Genomic DNA, 21,778 nt, shown 5'->3' with positions numbered 1-21,778 from the left:
ACCCGACCTTCATTTTTCCGCTCCATTTCTTAGCACGGACTCTAGCATTGCAGATTGCAGAACTAATTCATTTGATTCACTGTTGAGGGAACCGTGAAAATATCTACTCGCGATAAACGAGAACATATTTACAAAGTGGTTCGCTTTTCCAACTAAAATTGTTTCTATAACTTGACCATTATTCTCAACCAATATTTGACTTTCAAATTCAGGGGCCTTTGAAAATGCTCTGTCACAGATTATATGGGCTTCTTCACACCATATACTGATTTTATTTATGTAGCTACCACCAAAGTGCCAACTGCAGACTGCTTCAGTTTTAGCATTACTAAGAATTGCCATACCGCCAATATCGACTTCAAATTGTTTATCTTTTTTTAAAATAGACCACTGAAAGGATGCATCAGCGCCCAGCAAATTCCGTGCTGCTGATATTGTATAAGCGCCTGCATCAAAAGTGGCACCACCGCAAAGGCTTTTTTTATACCGAATATCATTTTGAGGAAGGTGAGGGAAACCAAATTCGCATTCTATTCTCAGCGGCTGCCCATATTTATTGCTATCAATTAGGTTTTTTAAGGCAGCGTATTGCTTATGGAAGCGATACATAAATGCTTCCATTACAAACAATTGCTTTTCTAAAGCTAACTTCACCAATTCGGCTGCTATTGGAAAAGATGGCAAAGCAGTTTTTTCTACCAGCACTGACTTTCCATATTCAATACAAAGCCTAATTTGTTCTTCATGCAACCCAGTAGGACTCGATAGATATACAATATCTATATCAGATTGTTGTAACAAGCTCTCAAAACTCAGAAATGTCTTACAACCATATAGTTTAGTTTGTTCATCTAAAATTACTTGGTTTCTTGTGTAAATTCCAACAAGATGCATATCTTCACAAATCGAAATTGCGGGTAGTATATTTTTGATCGCATGCTTCCCAATTGAACAACATGCTATGCGAATTTTGATTCTACTCATAGGTGAGAAATTATTCCCCTAACATGTGGGTTTATCCAAGAGTTTTCACTAATAAGTTGTTTTATTTGGAACAAACTAATCCATCGAAAACTCTCATCAAGATCCAGTTCCTTAACATCTGCTATTTGAGCAAGCATTCCTTTATTTCTTTTTAAGTGCAGTCTTCCTCCATCTTCTGACATCCATTGATCAAACAGAATATTCGCACCATTGGCAGCTGGAGACTCGAAAAACTCACTTAATTTAGGTTTCCGACCTCCGTGAGCTTGTTTTAAATTGCTAAAGGTAGCTTGAAGACATGGGCTGATTTGCACCTTATCCGGATTTCCTGGTTCAGCTTTCGCTTGAATCAAATAATGAGGAACATCATCAATATTTTTTCGAATTATGCCCAATAAACCACCGTTATATCCAGCTTGGGTGATGATTGGTTGATCCCAACCATTTTCTACCTCTCTGCTTGAGCTTACTCCAACTCTTATTCCTTGAACATAAAAAAACTCTCCGGAACTATGCTTAAACCATCCAGTATCAGGGTCAATAGTCCATCCATTGCAGTCTTCCAACCTTATGTCAGTTATAGTCATAGTGCATTTAGATTGCTGTTCCTCGAACCACATCCTGACAGCTGACAAGTCTCCGGTTTGACTCCAATCTTTTAAAGATTCTACGTGTGACTCTAATCGCAAGGGGCTTAATTTATCTCCGATATTCCCCAAAAACTTTCTATAGCTTGCAAGTACTGTTTGAAAGTCATCTTTAAGCATTAATGGACTCTCCGACGATTTCAGAAACTCTTTTTACATCGCTTATTTCCATATTATTATGAAGTGGGAGCCTAAGCACTCGTTTTGACATCTGTTCAGTTATTGGAAGAGAATCCTCTAAATATCCCATAGACTTTCCTACGGGGGATGAATGCAAAGGCACGTAACCAATATAGGCTGCTATAAATTTTTCATTTAAGTACTCTCTGACCACATCACATTCCTCCTCAGTGTTAAATAAGACATAGAAAGCATGATAATTTGACTTAAACCCAACTGGAAAGTCGGGAAAACTGAGTAGATCGTCGCTACGGAGAATGCTCAAATTGGCAAAGTACTCATTATGTATCTCCTGTCTTTTGACTCTATTATGTTCAATGTGAGTTAACTGAGCGTACAAGAAAGCTGTTTGAAGTTCCGTTGGGTAAAAACTACCCCCTATCTCTACCCAAGAGTATTTATTGGCTAATCCTTTTAGTACTTCTTGCCTATTTGTACCTCGCTCCCATATATGAGTGGCCCTATTTATGATGGTATCGTCTTTTACGACTAGCGCCCCTGACAAACCAGCATGAAGATTTTTAGTCTCGTGAAAGGAAAAACAACCAAAATCACCAAAAGTACCAATTGCTGTATCATCTAGAAAACAATCGAATGCTTGCGCAGCATCTTCTACGAGTTTGATATCGTTATCGTCACAAATATTTTTAAATGCCTTAATATCTGCACAGTGTCCTCCATAATGGACAACAACAATTGCAGTTGTGTTTCCTGTAATCTTCTTTTTTACGTCATTAACGTCAAGCATCATTGTTTTATCATCAACTTCAGCAAAAACAAGTTTAAATCCAGCTCTTGCAAACGCAGACGCAGTAGACGAAAATGTATAAGACGGCAATATTACCTCTTGATTTACATCTTTATTTCTTAATAACAAAGCTACAATTTCTAATGCTGATGTGCAACTATCAGTTATTAAAACATTTTTAACTGCTAGCCTAGTCTTAATAAAATCAGCACACAATTTAGTATATTTGCCATTTCCATAGAAATGTTTTTGTTCAAAAACATCTTGTATATATTTGAGTTCTTGCCCGGTCATGAATGGTTCATTAAATTTTATAGGTTTCATCTGGTTATCTCAATGTCAAGCTTATTTTATTAATGATATTCGTCGCATTCTGAATTGATGAATTTGATGTTAATACGTTTTTAATTATTAAAGGGTAATCGCCGGTTCCAACATAAACTCCTGCCCCTTCCTCAATCTTAATAATTCTTCCTGGTACAATACCAACATATTTTTTCGAGTAGTCAATGTCAGCACTTAGAATAATTAACTTCTCTCCCTGTAAGTCGCAATAGCTTCCTGAATAAGGAGGAGAATATGCCCTAATCAAATTTCTAATTTTCTCAGCTGGCTCATGCCAGTTTATCTTGAAGTCTGCTGGCATCGATTTACATGTATAAGTAGCTTGGCTATGGTCCTGTTCTTCAAGATTAAAAGTGTTATTTTGAAATTTAGGGAAAATCGACTCTAGAATATCTAAGTATGATGATGTTACTTTATTAACAACATCATAAATATAATCATCCGCTTCTATCGCGATCTTCTGTTGGGCTAGTACAGGCCCTGCATCCATTTCGCTTGCAATTTTAAAAAGAGTTGCGCCGGTCTGTTGTTCACCATTCTTCAATGCCCATACAGAAGGACCAAATCCACGGTATTTTGGTAATAAAGAATCGTGAAACACGAAACATCCAATAGTTGCAGAATTATAAACAGATTCAGGAATAAGATACCTCCAGCCAATGACTAGTATTAAATCGGGACAGGAGTCCCATAAAAATTTGTATTCGTCATTATGTACTTTGGAAGATTTAAAAAAATTTGCACCTAATTCTTTCGCTTTGGTTTCCAATCTTTCAGAAAAAGGCGGCTCCCAACTAGTTTCTGGAAAAGTAAAAACTGTTAACTCATCTTCTGAATTAATTAAGCTAGCTATTTTTTCAAAGCATCTAATGCCCCGCTCGGCGGCAGCCAACAATATAATTCTCATTAATTACAAATCTCTAAAAGGTACTTACCGTATTCACTTTTCATTAATGGTTTAGCTAGCACAATTACTTGCTCTTTAGTTATCCACTTTTGGTTATAAGCAATTTCTTCTAAACACGCTATCTTGTAACCTTGCCTATGCTCTATTGTCTGAACGAATGATGAAGCTTCAAGCAAAGAATCGTGTGTTCCAGTGTCAAGCCAAGCAAAGCCTCTTCCAAGTAACTCAACACTTAAACTGCCAGATTGAAGATATACATTGTTTATAGAAGTTATTTCTAACTCCCCCCTAGCAGAGGGTTTAATAGCCTTAGCAATTTCAATAACACTATTATCATAAAAATAAAGCCCTGTAACAGCGAACTTAGATTTAGGAGCGATTGGTTTTTCCTCAATTGAAATAGCCTGCATGCTACTATTGAATTCAACAACACCGAAGCGCTCCGGGTCCTTTACTTCATATCCGAAGACTGTGGCGCCGGAATTCTTTTTTGTAGCATTTATCAACTTAGGACTAAAACCTTGACCATAAAATATATTATCGCCTAGGACTAAACAGACACTATCGGCACCGATAAACTCCTCACCAATTATAAAAGCTTGTGCTAGCCCGTCCGGATTAGGCTGTTCCGCATATTCGATTGATATACCGAATTGCTCGCCCGTCCCCAATAAACGTTCGTAACCACTCAAATCTTCTGAAGTAGAGATAATTAACACTTCTTTAATGCCTGCCAACATTAAAACGGATAATGGATAATATATCATTGGCTTATCATAAACAGGAAGTAACTGTTTAGACACTCCTTTTGTTATGGGATATAGCCTTGTACCTGAGCCACCTGCCAATATAATTCCTTTCATTATGACCTCGATTCATCTTTGTGACGACCTAAATAGGAACCATCAAGAATGTGTCTACACCAATCTAAGTTCTCTAAATACCATTGAATAGTTTTCCTTAAACCCGTATCAAATGTCTCTTCAGGTTTCCAACCGAGATCTCTCCAGATCTTATTCGCATTTATAGCGTACCTTAGGTCATGCCCTGGTCTGTCCTCAACGAAGTTCACAAGCCCTAAAAAACCTTTAATATTGCGACCTGATTTAGAGTAAGGGCTGGCTGGGACAAACTCTTCTAATAGTGAACAAATAGACTCGATTACTTGCAAATTGGTTTTCTCATTATATCCACCAATATTATATGTTTGACCTACATTAGCAGTCTTTAAAACCATATACAAAGCTCGCGCATGGTCCTCAACAAATAACCAATCTCTTACTTGTTGCCCGTCGCCATAAACAGGAAGGCTTATTCCATCCAATGCATTTAATATAGTCAATGGAATTAATTTTTCAGGAAAGTGATATGGACCATAATTATTCGAACAATTAGTAATTATAGTTGGAAATCCATAAGTCCGAAACCAAGCTCTCACTAAATGATCGCTCGACGCTTTCGACGCCGAATAAGGCGAGCTAGGGGAGTAAGCAGTAGTTTCTGTAAATAGCGCATCTGTGCCAGCTAGGTCGCCATATACTTCATCTGTAGAGATATGATGGAAACGAAACTTTGAACGCGGTATCTCGCTAAGTTGCTCCCAATATTCACGTGTAGCCTCTAATAAAGTAAATGTACCTAAAATATTTGTTTTAATGAATTCTGAAGGACCTGATATTGAGCGGTCAACATGACTCTCTGCAGCTAGATGCATAACTGATTCTGGTTTATGCCGAGCTAAAACCTCAGAAAGCTCAGCACTATCGCATATATCGACATGCTCAAAAGCGTAGCGTTTACTGTCCGATACAGAAGCTAATGATTCCAAATTGCCTGCGTAAGTTAATTTATCAATGTTTACAACCGAATCATCGGTATTTTCAATTATGTGACGCACAACAGCTGAGCCTATAAACCCAGCCCCTCCTGTTACTAATATTTTCACTAGTGGTATATCCTTTCTAAATTAACTTGTATTGCTCAGGTAATTGGTTTTTTTAATGTTGAATACTTCAGCCTTAAATAATGCCCAGTACTAAAGTATTTAAAAGACCATTTTTTGGTTCATTACGCCTTAACACCATGATCATATAGACCTAAATATGCAGGCAGCTGTAACCTAACTTATCTTCGAAGCAATATCTCGAGCTACTTCCGTTTCAAATATCGAATCAAAACAACAACAACGCCAAATCCAAACCCTATAATAGCCCCAGAAACGATCATCATAGCTCTTCCTGGCTTTGCTTTTTCGTCTGGAACATTTGGCGGGTCGATAGTTTTAAAAACGTATTCGTCGTTGACTTCCGTTAACATCATGGTCTTAGTTTGTTCTTCAATTAACTGATAGAACACGCTTTTCATATCGGAAAGTTGAGTTGTTTCAAGCTTAGAAGTCAAATATTCAATACTGCTCTTTGCCTCTCTTTTATCATTTTCGCTTATAGTCAAATTTATCTCTAAGATAAGAAGCTCTAACCATTCTTTTGCATAGTTAGGGGAAATGTGTTCAATGGACAACGTGATCATACCAGTCTCAATATCTTGGCTAACTTGCAAGATGCGACTAAATTCTTTGTAACTTTCCCAATTTGTAGGGGAAAGTGATTTTTGGGTGTTATCGTCTATCAACCATTCATCCTTAGAAGCATCGAATAAACTCTTATCGTACTCCAAAGAGTTGTTTTCCGAATGCCACGCCACAACTGCTAGAAGTTCAGCATCAATATTGTATTTTTTAACAAAGCTTTCAATAAAACCTCGAGATTTCAACACCTCTAAAGCAATACCCGTTTTATCTATACTCCCCCCTCCGAGATTTATGCCTGCAAGACTTGCAATCCCGCCAAATTGCCCAGCCAACCCTCTCAGACCACTTGAGCCTGAATCCCCAGATGGCATTACTACAGCAGATGCTCTATAAATATTAGGTTGAGTAATAGCATATATAGTCACCAGAGATGTAAAGGCAATTGTAAACAAAACTACAACAAATTTACTGGCCCAAATTGCGACCCATAATTCACTTAAATTAACTTCTTCATTATCAGAGGACGAAGAAGTCTGAAGCGACTCCGATTGCTTCGTAATATTATCTGATTTCAAATATTTCTCAATTTCACTAACACGATCATCAATATTCATTTTGCTCTTAATTATAATATATTGTTAATTTTACTGCACAAAGATGCGTAAAAATAAAAATCGCTACAAACTACCTATAGCAGCTAAAGCAACCGCTGATTGATAAATAATCTGCGTAATCCCCTGCCACAAAGAAATATTGTCATAGTTCGTAACATCTCTCGGGACAACTATAGTATCACCAGGTTCCAGCATGGTTTGACTGTCACCAGAAAACCAAAAGTCATTTTCAGGTATTGCTACTGACCCATTCGCCCTAACGATATAAACCTTGGATGCATCGCCAAACTCTCTGACGCCGCCAGCTAAACTTATATAATCATCAACACTTAAATCTTTGCGATACATATAAGCAGTGGTAACAAATACTTCACCTATAACCGAAACAGCAGGTGTAATATTCGGAACGGTTAGTGAATCACCATTTTTTACCATAATATCTGAAAGGCCATTACCAGTAATAATATCCTCTAAAGATATTACCATGCGCCCTAAGGGCTCGACATCGCTGAGATCATTTAGTATTTTAGTCGCATTTTGGTAGTCAATCGTTCGTGAAAACTGGCTATTACTCAAATTATTATTAGCCAACTGTTCACGTAAACCCTTAACAGCTTTATCAATGTTTTGTTTTTCTTTCTTTTTCAATTCTTCCCGGGTAAAGACGGCTGCTTTGGCCGTTGCGCTTTGCGTCAAACCGCCTGCTCGGTTAATAATACTTGAAAGTCTTTCACCTTCAGAAATTTGATATCGTCCGGGAAATACCACTTCACCTTTTAATTCTATTACATTGTTCTCATACCATTGTGGAATACGCACAATATTAACAACGTCCTTTGACTTCAATGCAACTTGCTGTGAGGCAGGTTTCAATAACTCGTTAATTAAACTAATATCAGAATGGCTGACTTGAGAAATACCATTAACTAGGGTCACACTGGTAATTTCAGCCGACTCCAAATGTGCAGACTCGGTTAAACCACCAGCAGCAGTAAGCATGCTTTGAATATTAGATAACTGTGGTAGCGGATAATTTCCGGGGTATTTTACTTGACCTGTAATTTCAACGAGTTGCACTTCGTCATTGTTTGTCGCTTCACTTTTTAAACGTGCTATCAGAGGCGCCAACAACGCTTTTCTTGAAAAGTCAGTGGTAGTTGGTTTTTCGAACGCATCGGTAGTAAAGCGCTTAGCCTCGACACCCTGCAAATAAGCAGCATCGTTATTTTTAAGATCATCTTGTGACGCTTTTAAGTTTCCATCAGCAACCTCACCAGCGACGCCCGCAACGACGTTTTGGCCAACTCGATTGAAAATAAGCAGTTCATCGAATGCCTGCAACGCTAAGTTAAAGCTACCGTTTATCACGTCTATTGGCTTAAATTGTATAATGGTAGTTTGTGTATCAAACCGATCTTTTCGGGTGATCAGCGCATACTCTAAATCTGTATTACTCAGTAATGTTCGTTTGGTTATGAGATCTTTTAAAGTTAATGCGCTGTCAGCGATGATATTTGGAAGATTAATTGCGCCGTTGACTACAATTGCATTACTAAATTCTTGATTGGCTTTTGGTACCCTGATGAAATCACCATTTTGTAATTTTTTGTTCATCGCGGATTCGTCGTTTACAGCTAAGTTTATAATGGACAAGCCTTCAGCGCTTCCGCCTCGAACCAACTGCATTGAGTTTTTATCTGCAGTCGGTAAAAAACCGCCAACTAATTTAAATAGGTCTGCAACAGTCTCGTCTGCCGTCATCTCATAAATAGCAGGGCGTCTTACTTGCCCGTCAACCGACACAATGTTTTGAGCCGTTGGCACAAACAGAACATCACCTTGTTCTAATCGAATGTCGTCAGCAGTGTCGCCATAAACTATCAAGTTGTATAAATCGAAAGTAGACACAGTTTTGCCATTTCGCTTTAACTCAATATTACGCAACGAACCGATCTCGTTTACACCACCACTGTTAATTAATGCTGTAGTAATCGTTGATAATCCCGTTACTACAAGAGGGCCTGGTTGATATACTTCACCAACCAAGAAAATTTGGATAGTTCTAAGTTGTCCCATAGAAATATATGGCGTGACACCTATTTTTTGCTGCTCATATTTTTGTTTAACTAATTCTTTAAGTTCACTAAAACTGGTTCCAACCACATTTAATGGCCCTAATTCTGGAACATCAATGTTGCCTTCGTTATTTACTTCTAACTCAAAGCTACCGGTTTCTTTTCCGAATAATTGAAGCTTTACAGAATCACCAGGCCCGATAACATAATTCGAGGGTACAGGAATGTTTCCGCTGGGTTGAGTAGGTTCATCTCTGCTTTCAAAAATATCATAACCAAAAGGTGCTAATTTCGCTGTCGACTTCTCTAAAACACTCTGTTTTGAAAGCTCTGTAGCCACTTCTTGAGTGTCAAGCTCACGTTCGACGAAGTCTATTTGCGACTCTTGGTTAGTATTAGTGCTTGAATCGTTAGCCCCATCTAGCATTGAAACATCAAAGCCCATCTGCTTAGCAAGTTGCTCTTGCTGCGCGCGTGGCAAGTTTTTAAATTGCTCAATTTGCTGCTGCGAGGGCATAAACGACTGCGCATTAACCACTAATGAAATAGCGGATATGGCAATAACAGCAAATATTTTTTTCATGGAACTTAATCTAATCACAGATATAAAACCTTTTAATTATTTCCAAATACCTTTGGTATCAACAATAAAACCACATGGCTTTTTCGCTTGTTTAAATTCTTTGTGATCAACCAACAAAACATGAACTTCTGAATTATTAAGGGCTTGATCGACACTAATCAAATTTACACCTTTAACATTCTTATGATGTTCAATATTGGGCTCTACACATACTAATGAATCACCGTATACCAATGTTAATTCTCGGGCAATATTCAATGCTGGGCTTTCTCGTAAGTCGTCAATATTAGGTTTAAACGCTAAGCCGTAACAAGCAATTTTAATATCTGAAACCGACTTAGTTGCATTTGCTGTTAAATAATCAGCAACTGCTAACTTAACTTTCTTAATAACCCACGCTGGCTTGCTGTCATTTACTTCACGTGCTGTTTTAATCAGCCTTGCAGAATCAGGAGAACGACTAACTATAAACCACGGGTCCACTGCAATGCAGTGTCCACCAACACCCGGACCTGGTTGCAATATATTGACTCTTGGGTGGCGATTAGCAAGTGCAATTAGCTCCCAAACGTCAATATCAGTTTCATCACAAATAATCGACAATTCGTTCGCAAAAGCAATACTTACATCGCGTGACGCGTTTTCAGTTAACTTTGCCATTTCTGCAGTGCGGGCGTTTGTTATAACACAATCGCCTTGCACAAAGGCTTTGTATAATTCCACAGCTTTTGCTGAGCATGCCGGAGTAATCCCACCTATGACTCTGTCGTTTTCGATTAATTCTCTAACAATATGACCTGGTAAAACTCTTTCAGGGCAATGTGCAACGTAAATGTCTGATTCAGAAGAATGCTCCGAAGGGAAACTCAAATCACTTCTAGCGGCAGATAGCCATTCAACTACTAGTTCCGTTGCACCGACGGGTGAAGTTGATTCAAGGATAACTAAGTCGCCTTTTTTCAATACTGGCGCAATTGCTGAGCATGCAGCTTGGATATATTTTAAATCTGGCTTTGGAACCGAAGCACTCGCGTCGTCCTCAAATGGTGTAGGCACTGCTATTAAAAATGCGTCAGCAGCTTCAGGCACAGTAACTGCTCTTAAACGCCCTTTCGCAACGCCTTGTGCAACTAACGCATCCAAATCGGGTTCAACAATATGAATTTCACCCCGATTAATAGTCTCTACAGCATGTTGGTTTACATCAACACCGATAACTTTTTTACCATGCGCCGCAAACATTGCCGCTGTTGGTAAACCAATATAGCCTAAGCCAATGACCGAAATTGTTTCAAATGCCATTCTTATTTTTCCTTCACTAATTCGTCTGCAATGCGCTTGCAAGCTTGGCCATCGCCATAGGGATTGTGCGCAACACTCATTACTTTATATGCTTCGTCATCGGTCAACAATGTATCTAATTCACTACAGATTCTTTCCACGCTAGTACCAACTAATTTAACAGTACCAGCTGCAACTGCCTCAGGACGCTCAGTGGTATCACGCATAACTAAAACAGGTTTACCTAGTGAAGGTGCTTCCTCTTGAATACCACCTGAATCGGTTAAAATGATATGTGAGCGGTTCATTAAATATACAAATTCAAGATACTGCTGTGGTTCAATTAATTTAATATTATCGATGTTAGATAATAAACGATTTACCGGCTCTTGCACTGCTGGGTTTAAATGCACAGGATATAGGATTTCTACATTTGGATATTTTTGTGCTGTATTAGCAAGAGCTTGACAAATATTTTCAAAACCTTGTCCAAAATTTTCACGTCGATGGCCAGTCACTAAAATAAGTTTCTTATTTTCATCTAAAAAGTTAAATTTAGCTTTCATTTTTTGTAAAATATCAGCATCGTTCTTTAATTTATCTCGAACCAACAGTAATGCATCAATTACGGTATTACCGGTAATAGTGATGGTCTTCTCATCATGATTTTCGTTCACTAAATTCTGCGCAGATTCTTTCGTAGGAGCGAAATGATAAGTTGTTATTGCCCCTGTTAATTTACGATTTGCCTCTTCAGGCCAGGGAGAGTAAATGTTACCCGTGCGCAAACCAGCTTCAACGTGGCCGACTGCAATCTGTTCATAATAAGCAGCTAAACTGGTTGCAAATGTGGTTGCTGTGTCGCCATGAACTAAAACCACATCAGGCTTGAACTCTGTCAGTACTGCCTTCATTTGCAGGAGAATTTTGGATGTAACGTCGTTTAATGTTTGTTTATGCTTCATCAAATCCAGATCGTAATCTGGTGTTATTTGAAATAACTCCAAAACTTGGTCCAACATCTCTCGGTGCTGAGCAGTAACGCAAACTTTAGCTTCAAATCGTGGATCTATTTCTAATACTTTGACTAGAGGAGCCATTTTGATGGCCTCGGGGCGAGTGCCGAATACGCAAAGTACTTTTTTCTTTATGCTTTTCATTACAACAATGTCTTCCCATTCCCTGCGACTTTGCAGTATTTTTCATCAGCCGGTGATCCTACTGAAATATAGCCCTTTTGTCACACCTATTCGTAAACTTTTACGCTTTTTTGTGTCTTTGCTTTGACATGGTCCATCATTTAACAAACTTGCAACTTTAATCATTAATATTGCATACTGCGCGCGGACATATAGAAAAATAAAAACAAACTGTTTTCAAGGAACACTAATGACGATAGAAACAAACAATGACCGAAGTTTTGTTGGTCATCCAATAGGCCTGCTGACACTAGCAGGCACAGAAATGTGGGAGCGCATGAGCTATTATGGCATGCGTGCGCTTCTCGTTCTTTTCATGGTACTTGCTATTGAAGAAGGCGGACTGGGCTTATCCGTCGCTACCGCTTCAGCAATATATGGTTTATACACGGGGGCCGTTTACTTCTTTGGTTTACCCGGTGGCTGGATTGCGGATCGCTTAATTGGCGGCCAAAAAGCCGTGTTTTACGGTGGCTTCGTGATCATGATTGGTCACATCATATTGGCCATTCCCTCCGATACGACGTTTTTCCTAGGCTTGATTTTTGTGGTGCTTGGCACGGGTTTATTAAAACCTAATATTGGCGCCATGGTTGGCCAACTCTATGGCGCAAAAGATCCCCGTCGTGATAGTGCGTACACTATTTATTATATGGGTATTAATATTGGTTCATTAATCGGCTATGGCGTTTGCGGTTACTTGCAAGTGAACATGGGTTATCACTGGGCTTTTGGTGCCGCTGCGGTGGGTATGGGTGTTGGACTTATCCAATATAAACTCACGCTGCACAACATCAAAGGTATTTCCGACAAGCCGGTAGTGCCATTAACACCTGCAGGTCAGAAAAAAGCCTATATTGTTATCACCGGTGTTTTGATTGCATTGGCAACACTGACCGTTTTAGTTTATACCGGTTCAGTGGGTTTTGATCCTATTATCGTGGCTCAACAAGTGGCCATTGCGATAACGACTATCTTTTTACTGTACTTTGCCTACATCTTCTTTGGTGGCAATCTAAATGGTGACGAACAACGTCGCATGGGTGCATTATTCCTCATTTGTTTAGCGTCAACTTGTTTTTGGGCTGGTTTTGAGCAGGCCGGTTCCTCACTTAACTTGTTCGGCCAAGACTATACTCAACGCATGATGGGCACGTTTGAAATTCCACCAGCATGGTTCCAGTCTGCTAACTCTATTTTCATTATCATATTGTCGCCTTTCTTTGCGTACATGTGGATGGCATTAGGCAAGCGCATGATTGAACCAAGCTACAGCGTAAAATGCGCTGTTGGTCTAATAATCATGGCGTCAGGCTTTATAGTCATGTTCTTTGCAGCCCAGCTAGCGGCAAGTGGTCTGAAAGTCGCGCCATATTGGTTGGTCGCAACTTACTTCCTGCATACCGTGGGTGAGCTATTTTTAAGCCCGGTTGCACTGAGTGCGGTAAGTAAGCTGTCACCAAGACGCTTCTCAGGTCAGATGATGGGCGTGTTTGTATTAACTTATTCCATGGGTAGTATTATTGCTGGCATCTTTGCGGGCAAATTCGACCCTGAGCAAGTTGATCAAATGCCGGATCTATACCTGCAAATCACTTACTTCAGTGTCGCAATTGGTATTGTATTGCTGTTGTTATCAATGAAAACCAGTAAATGGGAAAAATTGGCTGAGAAAGACCCAGGCTAAAACCAATCCTATTCCAATCAATTGAGTGAATTGAATGCAGGGCGGTGTTAACTTTTTAAGTACACCGCCTTTTTTATTGGCACTAAAACATAAACCTACTGACCTAAGTTTGCTACTATCTCGTTTATAACATTCTTGTTTTTGATTTATGTGAGAAAAAGTGAAAATCTACACCTCGACTAAGAAAATCCCAGCATTGGCCGACAAACCGTTAACAGAACGCATGGCGCTATTAGAAGATGCGGCAAAAAAAATGACGGTTCCAGAGAAAACACTGCTAAACGTGCTAAAGTTATTAGTGATAGTGCCGGTATTTGCTTTGATTTTGCAGGTAACTAACAATTGGTTCTCACTCGCCTGGGCGGCTCTTATTTTCCTGTTGTATCCAATTTTTGTTAAGCCTATTCAGTATTCATTGAGTGCCAAATATTTAAAAGACAATAATAAATAAACCGATCACTGCTTGCAGCACTGATGCAAAAAAATGACGATAATTTACGCTATTTAGTCAGTACCATTACAAAACAAACCAGAACAAGTTTATACTACGCATTATATTTGTCACATTTATAAGATAAAATGGAATTTAATATCAACGGAGCCTTTACTATGAAATCAATACTTGTTACCGGCGGCACTGGCTATATAGGCAGTCACACGGTTCTGCAGCTACTTGAAGCGGATTACAAAGTCGTTATCTTAGACAACTTTTCAAACTCCTCAGATGAGAGTTTAAAAAGAGTCCAAGAAATCACGGGTAAAAAGGCTGATTTATATGAAGGTGATATTCGAGATACCGCGCTGTTAAATAAAGTATTCAGTGAGCATAAAATCGATGGCGTTATTCACTTCGCAGGCTTAAAAGCCGTGGGTGAATCAGTTGAAAAGCCACTTATGTACTACGAAAACAACCTGTATGGCACGCTTAACTTGTGCAAAGCGATGCAGGCTAACGATGTGAACAATATCGTGTTTAGTTCATCAGCGACTGTATATGGCGACCCAACTGAATTACCACTGCATGAAAACTTACCAACCGGCTCGCCGACTAATCCTTATGGCCAGTCAAAGCTGATGGTTGAGCTTATGCTAGCCGACCTTTACAAGGCCAACAACAAGTGGAATATCGTATTGCTGCGCTACTTTAATCCAGCAGGAGCGCATCCAAGTGGCTTAATTGGCGAGGATCCCAACGGAATACCGAATAACCTAATGCCCTTTATTACCCAAGTCGCCACCGGTAAGCGCGAGTATTTAAGCGTATTTGGTGATGACTACGACACAGTCGATGGCACCGGGGTTCGCGACTATATCCATGTTGACGACTTAGCCAATGGGCATTTAAAGGCCTTAGCCAAGTTAGAAGACAAAGCCGGCTTGGTCACCTATAACTTAGGCACTGGCCAAGGTTATAGCGTACTCGAAATGGTCACCATGTTTGAACAAGTCTCGGGTCAAAAAGTGCCTTATAAAATTACTCCTCGCAGAGGCGGTGACGTTGCTGCTTGTTATGCCGACCCCAAATTGGCAGCACAAGCACTGGGCTGGACAGCTGAAAAAGGCTTAAAGGAAATGTGCGAGGACTCGTGGCGCTGGCAGTCTAATAATCCGAATGGGTATAAAGCCTGACAAACAAAAAAAGGGGCCGTGTTAATGTAGTTTAACACGGCCCCTTTTCGTAATTCTCAATAACTCGACTTTTTGCGGTTATGTTACTGCTGTTACATATCCTTCAACATGTCTTCAAAGTTAGAGAAGTCATCGTCTTCTTCTTCCAACTCTTCTGTCGTCTTAACTTTTATCTTACCGTCACTCACTTTAAATGCTAAACGCTGAAAATAAGCATCGCGAACAAACAAGTACTGATCGAGGGACCGGTTTAGTGTCTCCTCTTGAGCTAACAAAGATGCTCTTACTTCAATAATTTTTACCACATTGGACGCAATAACGTAGGGGTCATCGAGGATCGTCAACGGCCAATAAACATTATCGACAATACGACCGGTAAAACTTCTAAAGTCACTTGGACCTAATGCTGGCAACATAAGATATGGGCCAGTACCAACGCCCCAAACACCCAATACTTCACCAAAGTCTTCCTCTTTTTCTTCTAAACCCATTGTAGATGCAACGTCAAGCAAGCCGACAATACCCACCGTGCTATTGAGCAAAAAGCGCCCTACACTGGTGAGCGATTCAACCGGCTTACCCTGTAGTAAGTTGTTGACTGCACTGGCAGGCTCACTCAAATTTTCAGACGCGTTTAGCAAGCCACTTCTAATAAACTGAGGCGTTACCGTGATATACGCTATTGTTGCTGGCTTGACTAAAAATCGGTCGAGAATTTCATAGTTAAAATCCCAAAAAACACGGTTAATAGGTTCAAACGGATCGGAATTGCCCTCATCTTCTGCCATTGGCCTTGCTGGTTCAACAACGATTTCTTGGTTTTTTGATAGCTCGGCTTGCTCATTGGCCGACTGACTTGCGCACCCGCCCAATCCCAAGGCAAAAGCTAAGGCAATTATTTTACACTTATTGAACACTATATTTCCTTATTTATAATTAAAGTGACAGCTTGCATACTGTCATTAACCTGAACACCAGCGAGGCTTCCTTCTAACTCGCCGGGTCTGGTCATTACATCTTCATCTACAGAGATACGCGCAGTAATGGTGACTTGTTCTGCATTTTTCAATGATAAACTTGCGATCATTGCATCATCTGCACTTAAGGTAAGCGAAATAGGAAACTGCGGTAACGCCAATTTCTTAACCGCTAAGGGCACTCGGCTACCTGATATTGCGTCTTGTGCAAATAGAATTAAAAAGCCCGTCGACGGTAACTTACTTTCCAATTCATTGGCAATTGAAACCGTAACGTCAAACCCTCTATTGCCGTTTGCAGCGACCGAATTATCGAGAGACGAATTATCAAGTGACGAATTATCGAGAGACGAATTATCGAGAGACGAATTATCGAGTAGGCCATTATGTGATCCATTATCCAACGACAATAACGATTCAGACGCTCCCATAGAACGCAGTTGATTAACTAACGATTGGTACACTGTGCTATCCGCAGAAAGCGCGTCTTTAATTAGCGCAAAGTTAGCGAAGGCAACTTCACTGTCGTTTAACTGTGCCGCCACAACGGTCAATAATAAACGATAATTTCGGTTTTCTGGTGCTATCTGAACTAAATAACTGACTTGTCGTTTAGCGTTCTGCAGATTTTCGTCATCGCCAACCATCATCATTGCTTGTGCGTACTTCATGCGAATATCTTGTGCATCAGGGCTTATTTTTAATGCTTTGTCAAAAGCAGCGACGGCTTCTTCAGTTTGCCCTAAGGACATACGCAGCCTGCCAAGCCATTGCCAACCGGTGGCATCGCTTGGGTCTTTGCGAAGTTGCTGACGAATAACCAGTGCGTACTTCTGGAATTCCTCAGCTTGCACATCGTCAGCAGGGGTTACTAAAATACGCTGACTGAGTTCATCTATGTTATTGGTAGCATCAACTAAATCTTGCAATCCAGACAGCTGATTTGCATCTACATACACCCAAACGGCGGCGAATAGCGCGGGAATAGCGCCAATAAGAAGCGGAAGCTTGGCTGATCTTGCGGATAAACTGGTCGTTTCCGCTTTTTTTTCTTGGGCGTCGTGAAATGCGGTTTCATCAGCCAATGCTATCTTCATTTCATCTATCGCGGTTTGCATTTCTTCGGGGTCAATTAATCCTTCAAACGCTTCTCTCTCTATTTCCTGAATGCGTTGTTTAATAACGTTGGTGTTGGAAACTTCAAAACGTTTTTTAGCATTTCTATCTTTGAACCATGGATAAACAATAAAACCCACAGCAATAGCCGCGAATAACGAACAATACACATAAAAACTAGTCACTAGTCGTCCTTTAACAATTTGTTAGCCGCAGCTAATTTGGCTTCAATATTCTCTTCTGGTTCTGCTTGACGGCGCATTAAAAATACGCCCATCATAATGAAAGCAAACAAAATCGGTAATGCCCATAGCCATATGGTCACCGGCGTTACTGGCGGTTGATAATAAACAAAATCGCCATAACGTTCTTTCATAAAACCGATAATTTCTGTCTCTGAGCTACCCTCCAACATCAATTGATACACTTTGCGACGCATGTCATGGGCTATCATTGCGTCGGAGTCAGCTATGTTTTGGTTTTGGCACATTGGGCAGCGAAGTTCAGCTGTTAGCGTTAAAAATGTTTTTCTGTCGTCTGGATTTTCAAACGCATAATTCTCGCCCATTTTCTCAGCTTCAGAGACTTTGGCTAATGCATCGCTTGTGTTTAAGTCTTGCGCAAACACAAAAGATGTTGACGTCGTTAGCAACAATAAAAAGCAGCATTTAATCAATATTAAGGAAATCGGTTTCATTGTCCTTCTCCTAATACAGCGCTTGGTGCGCCGACGCTTGATGAAACAACGCTTGATGAAACAACGCTTGATGAACCAACGCTTGATGAAACAACATCGGGTGATACTTCATCATCTGATGAGTCAATCACAGGCTGAATTTCAGCCAGTATTGGGGCAAACTTATTGCGCCAAACTCGCTCATTTAAATCACCTAGATGATGCACTAAAATAACGCCTTGCTGATCCACTAAGAAGGTTTCTGGCGCTCCTGTCACGCCTAAATCGAGTGATGTATTACGATATACATCAAAAATATTAAAGGCGTAAGGATCACCATATTTACTGAGCGTAGCGATCACTTCTGTGCGCACTCTTTCAATTGTTTTTGTGCCAAAGTCAGGATCGAGATCTTGGTCGTAATACAAACCAACAACTCGGTAGCCCTGATTTTTTAAGCTCTCCAAATACGGCAATTCAATTGCACAGGTGGTGCACCAAACTCCCCAAACATTAATTAAGGTAATATGGCCATCAAATACCGAGTTGTCGTACATAATGGACTCGTCCATTAAATCGGGCAGTCTGAAGTCTGGAAAAGCTTTAGCAACGGCGGTTGATCCACGCGCCTTAGGGTCAGAATAGAGTCCTTGAAATAGGAACACAGCCAAACCCAAAAACAATATCAAAGGCAACATGAACCACGTGATCCGTTTCATTAAGTATGCTCCTCAATTAACTTACCGCCAGTGTTTGTTGACGGTTGCTGACTAGCGACCCCAGGTTGCTCGCCACTGTTATTGTTATTCACGCCGCCGACATTCCGCCACTTCGCCATTTTTTTGATGCGATAGCGTTTATCGCTGATTGAGAAGATACCACCGATAGCCATGATCACAGCACCACCCCAAATCCACACCACAAACGGCTTATAATACAAACGAATAGCCCATGCGCCATTCGATAGCGGCTCGCCCAGGGCAATAAACAAGTCCCGAGTTAAGGTGGTGTGTATACCCGCTTCCGTCATTGACGTGCGCTGCACTGGGTAAAAGCGTTTTTCTGGTTCAAGGTGGTTCACAAACACGCCGTTTTTATACACATCAAAAATACCGCGATCGGCGCTATAATTGGCTCCTTCTATTTGTTCAACGCCAGTAAAAGACACCGTATAATCAGCTATTTCGACGGTATCTCCTGCAGCCATTCGTACATCGCGCTCTAACTCGTAATTACTCACTAAGGTAATACCAATTAGCGTTACCGCGAAACCGACATGCCCTAATACCATGCCCCAATGACTTGGTGTTAGTTTGCGTAATGACGCTAGAATGGGTTCAGACCTTGTTGTTGACACAACGCGTTGACGCACTTCCAAGGTTATCGCTATTAAAATCCAAAAGCTCATGACCATACCCAACATACCCATGTAGGTAGGTTCGTCATAATTGTAGTTGATCAATATGCCGGCAGATAAAGCCAATACCAAGGCTATCAATAGCTGATTTCTCAATGCCGAGGGTGCTTGTTTTTTCCAGCGCGATAAGGGCCCGATTGCCATAAACAAAACAAAAGGCACGATCAGCAATGTAAACATTTGATTAAAGAACGGCGCACCAATTGATATCGTACCTAAGCCTAGTTCTTTATGCACCAACGGTAACAATGTGCCAAGGAGAACCACAATAGTTGCGGCAACTAGCAATACGTTATTACCCATTAACATCATTTCGCGTGAGAACATTTCATAACGCCCAACGCTTTTAAGCTGCGATGCGCGCATAGCATAAAGTAGCAATGAGCCACCAATAACAACCACGAGTAAGCCTAAAATAAACAAACCACGGGAAGGATCGCTAGCAAATGAATGCACCGACACGAGAACGCCCGAGCGTACTAAAAAAGTGCCGAGTAGGCTTAATGAAAATGCCGCAATAGCTAATAGCACAGTCCAAGATTTAAGTACTTTACGTTTTTCGGTCACCGCTAAACTATGCATTAATGCTGTACCGACTAACCAAGGCATAAATGATGCGTTTTCAACTGGATCCCAGAACCACCAGCCGCCCCAACCAAGTTCATAGTAAGCCCACCAACTACCTAGGGCAATTCCGATGGTTAGGAAACTCCAGGCAGCAATGGTCCACGGACGTGACCATCTAGCCCACGTTGAGTCGAGTTGACCACCAATTAACGCCGCAATAGCGAATGCAAAGGCGACGGAGAATCCGACATAGCCCATGTATAGCATTGGCGGATGAATAATCATGCCGAAGTCTTGTAGCAAGGGATTTAGGTCGCGGCCATCGACCGGGAAAAACGGCAATAAACTGTCGAACGGATTCGAGGTTAACAGCATAAACAAATAGAAACCAATGCTTACCATGCCCAATACAGAGAGCACGCGCGCGATCATGGCCTGTGGAATACCCTTTGAAAATAAGGCAACAGCACATGTCCATACCGAAAAAATTAAGCACCAGAGAAGGAAGCTACCTTCGTGGCCTCCCCATACTGCCGTTATCTTGTAATAGATAGGCAATGCACTATTTGAGTTTTGTGCCACGTACTGCACACTAAAGTCGTCAACTGCAAAAGAATAGCTTAAACATCCATAAGCAAATGCGGTGAATAAGAACAATCCAAAACTTAATGGACGGCCCATTCTCATCATGGTTTGATTGTGTATTTGTGCTCCCCATAAAGGGTAAATTGCGAGCAAAATAGACAATGCCAATGCAATAATGAGTGTGATATTTCCTAACTCTGGGATCATTAGTATCCTGCCTGCTCTGGTTTAACGTGCTTTATGCCTTTAAGCTGCTCTGCCAACTCTGGCGGCATATATTCTTCATCGTGTTTGGCCAACACTTCATGAGCGACAATTAAGTTGCTTTTTTCTAAGGTGCCGGTAGCCACAATACCTTGCCCTTCGCGGAACAAATCAGGCAAACTGCCATTAAACTGCACCGTAACTGTTGGACCAATATCCATCAGATCGAAGGTAACCGCGAGTGTTTCTTCATTACGCGATACTGAGCCGGGCACAACCAAACCACCAATACGTAGTCGTTGACCCACTACTGGCTTCATCCCAGTTTTCGCTTTGCCATCAATAATTTCAGTTGGCGTATAAAACACATCAATTGAATCTTGTAGGGCATACAGCATGAAGCCTATTGCTGCTACGAGCAATACACCAATGCTTGAGACTGCGACGAGTCGCTGCTTACGTCTTGGGTTCATCGAATACCTCAGAATTGTCTATATTGTTGGGATCTTGTGCATTGCGTTTAGCTTGTTGCTTTAGTTTGCGTTGTGCTCGAGCCGCCATGATGCGCTCTGCTCTCACTTTCTCTTTTTGTACACCTTGTTTGATTTTTTTGCCCACAACAAGGCTCTGAATTAATACGCCAGCCATGCACAAAAATGTACAGATAAATGAGGCCCAAACGAAAAAGGCATAGCCGCCCATGTTGAAAAAATCGCTTATACTCTCAAATTGAAAGGTCATGACTGCTTCCCTTCCACATTTGCGTTAGCATTAGCGTTAGCGTTAGCGTTAGCGTTAGCGTTAGCATTAGCGGTAGCATTAGCGGT

20 protein-coding genes are annotated in these 21,778 nt (G+C 40.7%); 3 read left to right on the top strand and 17 right to left on the bottom strand.

From position 1 onward, the window contains the following. Nucleotides 1–9: 9 nt before the first annotated feature. The 10 genes from G399_RS0113425 to wecB all read right to left on the bottom strand — a co-directional run bounded on the left by G399_RS0113425 (nt 10) and on the right by wecB (nt 12,054). Complete coding sequence (locus tag G399_RS0113425; RefSeq protein ID WP_081585830.1) at nt 10–984, bottom strand: Gfo/Idh/MocA family protein; 975 nt, start codon at nt 982–984, stop codon at nt 10–12. Then, a complete protein-coding gene (locus G399_RS0113420; RefSeq protein WP_006013342.1) occupies nt 981–1,751 on the bottom strand; it encodes an NDP-hexose 2,3-dehydratase family protein in 771 nt (256 codons plus the stop codon). The genes G399_RS0113425 and G399_RS0113420 overlap by 4 nt, the downstream gene beginning before the upstream one ends. Further along, nucleotides 1,744–2,883: a dTDP-4-amino-4,6-dideoxygalactose transaminase gene (gene rffA / locus G399_RS0113415; RefSeq protein WP_006013340.1), complete on the bottom strand. Its 1,140-nt coding sequence runs from the start codon at nt 2,881–2,883 to the stop codon at nt 1,744–1,746. The genes G399_RS0113420 and rffA overlap by 8 nt, the downstream gene beginning before the upstream one ends. Before the next feature lie 4 nt (nt 2,884–2,887). Continuing rightward, the gene (locus G399_RS0113410; protein WP_006013338.1) at nt 2,888–3,811 is read right to left on the bottom strand and encodes a methionyl-tRNA formyltransferase; all 924 of its coding nucleotides are present in this window, start codon (nt 3,809–3,811) and stop codon (nt 2,888–2,890) included. Next, the gene (rfbA, locus tag G399_RS0113405; protein ID WP_006013336.1) at nt 3,811–4,674 is read right to left on the bottom strand and encodes a glucose-1-phosphate thymidylyltransferase RfbA; all 864 of its coding nucleotides are present in this window, start codon (nt 4,672–4,674) and stop codon (nt 3,811–3,813) included. Before rfbA ends, G399_RS0113410 begins: the two co-directional genes overlap by 1 nt. Next, a complete protein-coding gene (rfbB, locus tag G399_RS0113400; protein ID WP_006013333.1) occupies nt 4,674–5,756 on the bottom strand; it encodes a dTDP-glucose 4,6-dehydratase in 1,083 nt (360 codons plus the stop codon). The genes rfbA and rfbB overlap by 1 nt, the downstream gene beginning before the upstream one ends. Nucleotides 5,757–5,959: 203 nt before the next feature. Next, entirely contained in the window at nt 5,960–6,955 is a 996-nt protein-coding gene (locus G399_RS0113395) for a Wzz/FepE/Etk N-terminal domain-containing protein (RefSeq protein ID WP_006013330.1), read from the bottom strand. Nucleotides 6,956–7,018: 63 nt separating this feature from the next. After that, nucleotides 7,019–9,613: an SLBB domain-containing protein gene (locus G399_RS0113390; protein WP_148277444.1), complete on the bottom strand. Its 2,595-nt coding sequence runs from the start codon at nt 9,611–9,613 to the stop codon at nt 7,019–7,021. Between the two features lie 36 nt (nt 9,614–9,649). After that, complete coding sequence (gene wecC / locus G399_RS0113385) at nt 9,650–10,915, bottom strand: UDP-N-acetyl-D-mannosamine dehydrogenase (RefSeq protein ID WP_006013323.1); 1,266 nt, start codon at nt 10,913–10,915, stop codon at nt 9,650–9,652. A 2-nt stretch (nt 10,916–10,917) separates the two neighbouring features. Beyond that, complete coding sequence (gene wecB / locus G399_RS0113380; RefSeq protein WP_006013320.1) at nt 10,918–12,054, bottom strand: non-hydrolyzing UDP-N-acetylglucosamine 2-epimerase; 1,137 nt, start codon at nt 12,052–12,054, stop codon at nt 10,918–10,920. Nucleotides 12,055–12,283: 229 nt separating this feature from the next. On the opposite strand from wecB, the gene G399_RS0113375 reads away from it, so the two are divergent. The 3 genes from G399_RS0113375 (at nt 12,284) to galE (ending at nt 15,409) form a co-directional block, all read left to right on the top strand. Beyond that, complete coding sequence (locus tag G399_RS0113375; RefSeq protein WP_006013314.1) at nt 12,284–13,780, top strand: peptide MFS transporter; 1,497 nt, start codon at nt 12,284–12,286, stop codon at nt 13,778–13,780. Between the two features lie 160 nt (nt 13,781–13,940). Then, complete coding sequence (locus G399_RS0113370; protein WP_026843731.1) at nt 13,941–14,231, top strand: DUF6170 family protein; 291 nt, start codon at nt 13,941–13,943, stop codon at nt 14,229–14,231. Between the two features lie 158 nt (nt 14,232–14,389). Further along, a complete protein-coding gene (gene galE, locus G399_RS0113365) occupies nt 14,390–15,409 on the top strand; it encodes a UDP-glucose 4-epimerase GalE (RefSeq protein ID WP_006013308.1) in 1,020 nt (339 codons plus the stop codon). A gap of 92 nt (nt 15,410–15,501) precedes the next feature. Here the strand turns inward: galE and G399_RS0113360 are convergent, their stop codons facing one another. The 7 genes from G399_RS0113360 to ccmD are packed head-to-tail and all read right to left on the bottom strand — an operon-like array spanning nt 15,502 to nt 21,692. After that, complete coding sequence (locus G399_RS0113360) at nt 15,502–16,326, bottom strand: MlaA family lipoprotein (RefSeq protein ID WP_006013305.1); 825 nt, start codon at nt 16,324–16,326, stop codon at nt 15,502–15,504. Then, on the bottom strand, nt 16,326–17,687 hold the full coding sequence (gene ccmI, locus G399_RS0113355) for a c-type cytochrome biogenesis protein CcmI (protein WP_006013302.1): 1,362 nt from the start codon (nt 17,685–17,687) through the stop codon (nt 16,326–16,328). Before ccmI ends, G399_RS0113360 begins: the two co-directional genes overlap by 1 nt. Beyond that, nucleotides 17,687–18,199: a cytochrome c-type biogenesis protein gene (locus tag G399_RS0113350; protein WP_006013298.1), complete on the bottom strand. Its 513-nt coding sequence runs from the start codon at nt 18,197–18,199 to the stop codon at nt 17,687–17,689. Before G399_RS0113350 ends, ccmI begins: the two co-directional genes overlap by 1 nt. Further along, nucleotides 18,196–18,897: a redoxin family protein gene (locus G399_RS20750; protein ID WP_006013295.1), complete on the bottom strand. Its 702-nt coding sequence runs from the start codon at nt 18,895–18,897 to the stop codon at nt 18,196–18,198. The genes G399_RS0113350 and G399_RS20750 overlap by 4 nt, the downstream gene beginning before the upstream one ends. Beyond that, complete coding sequence (locus tag G399_RS0113340; protein ID WP_006013292.1) at nt 18,897–20,954, bottom strand: heme lyase CcmF/NrfE family subunit; 2,058 nt, start codon at nt 20,952–20,954, stop codon at nt 18,897–18,899. The genes G399_RS20750 and G399_RS0113340 overlap by 1 nt, the downstream gene beginning before the upstream one ends. After that, the gene (gene ccmE / locus G399_RS0113335; protein WP_006013290.1) at nt 20,954–21,424 is read right to left on the bottom strand and encodes a cytochrome c maturation protein CcmE; all 471 of its coding nucleotides are present in this window, start codon (nt 21,422–21,424) and stop codon (nt 20,954–20,956) included. Before ccmE ends, G399_RS0113340 begins: the two co-directional genes overlap by 1 nt. Next, the gene (ccmD, locus tag G399_RS0113330; protein ID WP_006013288.1) at nt 21,408–21,692 is read right to left on the bottom strand and encodes a heme exporter protein CcmD; all 285 of its coding nucleotides are present in this window, start codon (nt 21,690–21,692) and stop codon (nt 21,408–21,410) included. The genes ccmE and ccmD overlap by 17 nt, the downstream gene beginning before the upstream one ends. Nucleotides 21,693–21,778 lie beyond the last annotated feature (86 nt).

It is taken from the genome of Brumicola pallidula DSM 14239 = ACAM 615 (genome assembly GCF_000428905.1).
GTDB classification, from domain to species: Bacteria; Pseudomonadota; Gammaproteobacteria; order Enterobacterales; family Alteromonadaceae; genus Glaciecola; species Glaciecola pallidula.
Note: the sequence above shows the minus strand (reverse complement) of the source record. Positions and strands in the feature narration are given on the sequence as shown.

Excerpts from the sequence above, each read along its gene's own strand:
- rffA (WP_006013340.1), bottom strand. The coding sequence starts at position 2,883 with ATGAAACCTATAAAATTTAATGAACCATTCATGACCGGGCAAGAACTC.
- wecB (WP_006013320.1), bottom strand. The coding sequence starts at position 12,054 with ATGAAAAGCATAAAGAAAAAAGTACTTTGCGTATTCGGCACTCGCCCC.
- ccmE (WP_006013290.1), bottom strand. The coding sequence starts at position 21,424 with ATGAACCCAAGACGTAAGCAGCGACTCGTCGCAGTCTCAAGCATTGGT.
- wecC (WP_006013323.1), bottom strand. The coding sequence starts at position 10,915 with ATGGCATTTGAAACAATTTCGGTCATTGGCTTAGGCTATATTGGTTTA.
- G399_RS0113390 (WP_148277444.1), bottom strand. The coding sequence starts at position 9,613 with ATGAAAAAAATATTTGCTGTTATTGCCATATCCGCTATTTCATTAGTG.
- G399_RS0113420 (WP_006013342.1), bottom strand. The coding sequence starts at position 1,751 with ATGCTTAAAGATGACTTTCAAACAGTACTTGCAAGCTATAGAAAGTTT.
- G399_RS20750 (WP_006013295.1), bottom strand. The coding sequence starts at position 18,897 with ATGAAACGGATCACGTGGTTCATGTTGCCTTTGATATTGTTTTTGGGT.
- G399_RS0113340 (WP_006013292.1), bottom strand. The coding sequence starts at position 20,954 with ATGATCCCAGAGTTAGGAAATATCACACTCATTATTGCATTGGCATTG.
- ccmD (WP_006013288.1), bottom strand. The coding sequence starts at position 21,692 with ATGACCTTTCAATTTGAGAGTATAAGCGATTTTTTCAACATGGGCGGC.
- galE (WP_006013308.1), top strand. The coding sequence starts at position 14,390 with ATGAAATCAATACTTGTTACCGGCGGCACTGGCTATATAGGCAGTCAC.
- G399_RS0113375 (WP_006013314.1), top strand. The coding sequence starts at position 12,284 with ATGACGATAGAAACAAACAATGACCGAAGTTTTGTTGGTCATCCAATA.
- G399_RS0113350 (WP_006013298.1), bottom strand. The coding sequence starts at position 18,199 with ATGAAACCGATTTCCTTAATATTGATTAAATGCTGCTTTTTATTGTTG.
- G399_RS0113410 (WP_006013338.1), bottom strand. The coding sequence starts at position 3,811 with ATGAGAATTATATTGTTGGCTGCCGCCGAGCGGGGCATTAGATGCTTT.
- G399_RS0113425 (WP_081585830.1), bottom strand. The coding sequence starts at position 984 with ATGAGTAGAATCAAAATTCGCATAGCATGTTGTTCAATTGGGAAGCAT.
- G399_RS0113395 (WP_006013330.1), bottom strand. The coding sequence starts at position 6,955 with ATGAATATTGATGATCGTGTTAGTGAAATTGAGAAATATTTGAAATCA.
- rfbA (WP_006013336.1), bottom strand. The coding sequence starts at position 4,674 with ATGAAAGGAATTATATTGGCAGGTGGCTCAGGTACAAGGCTATATCCC.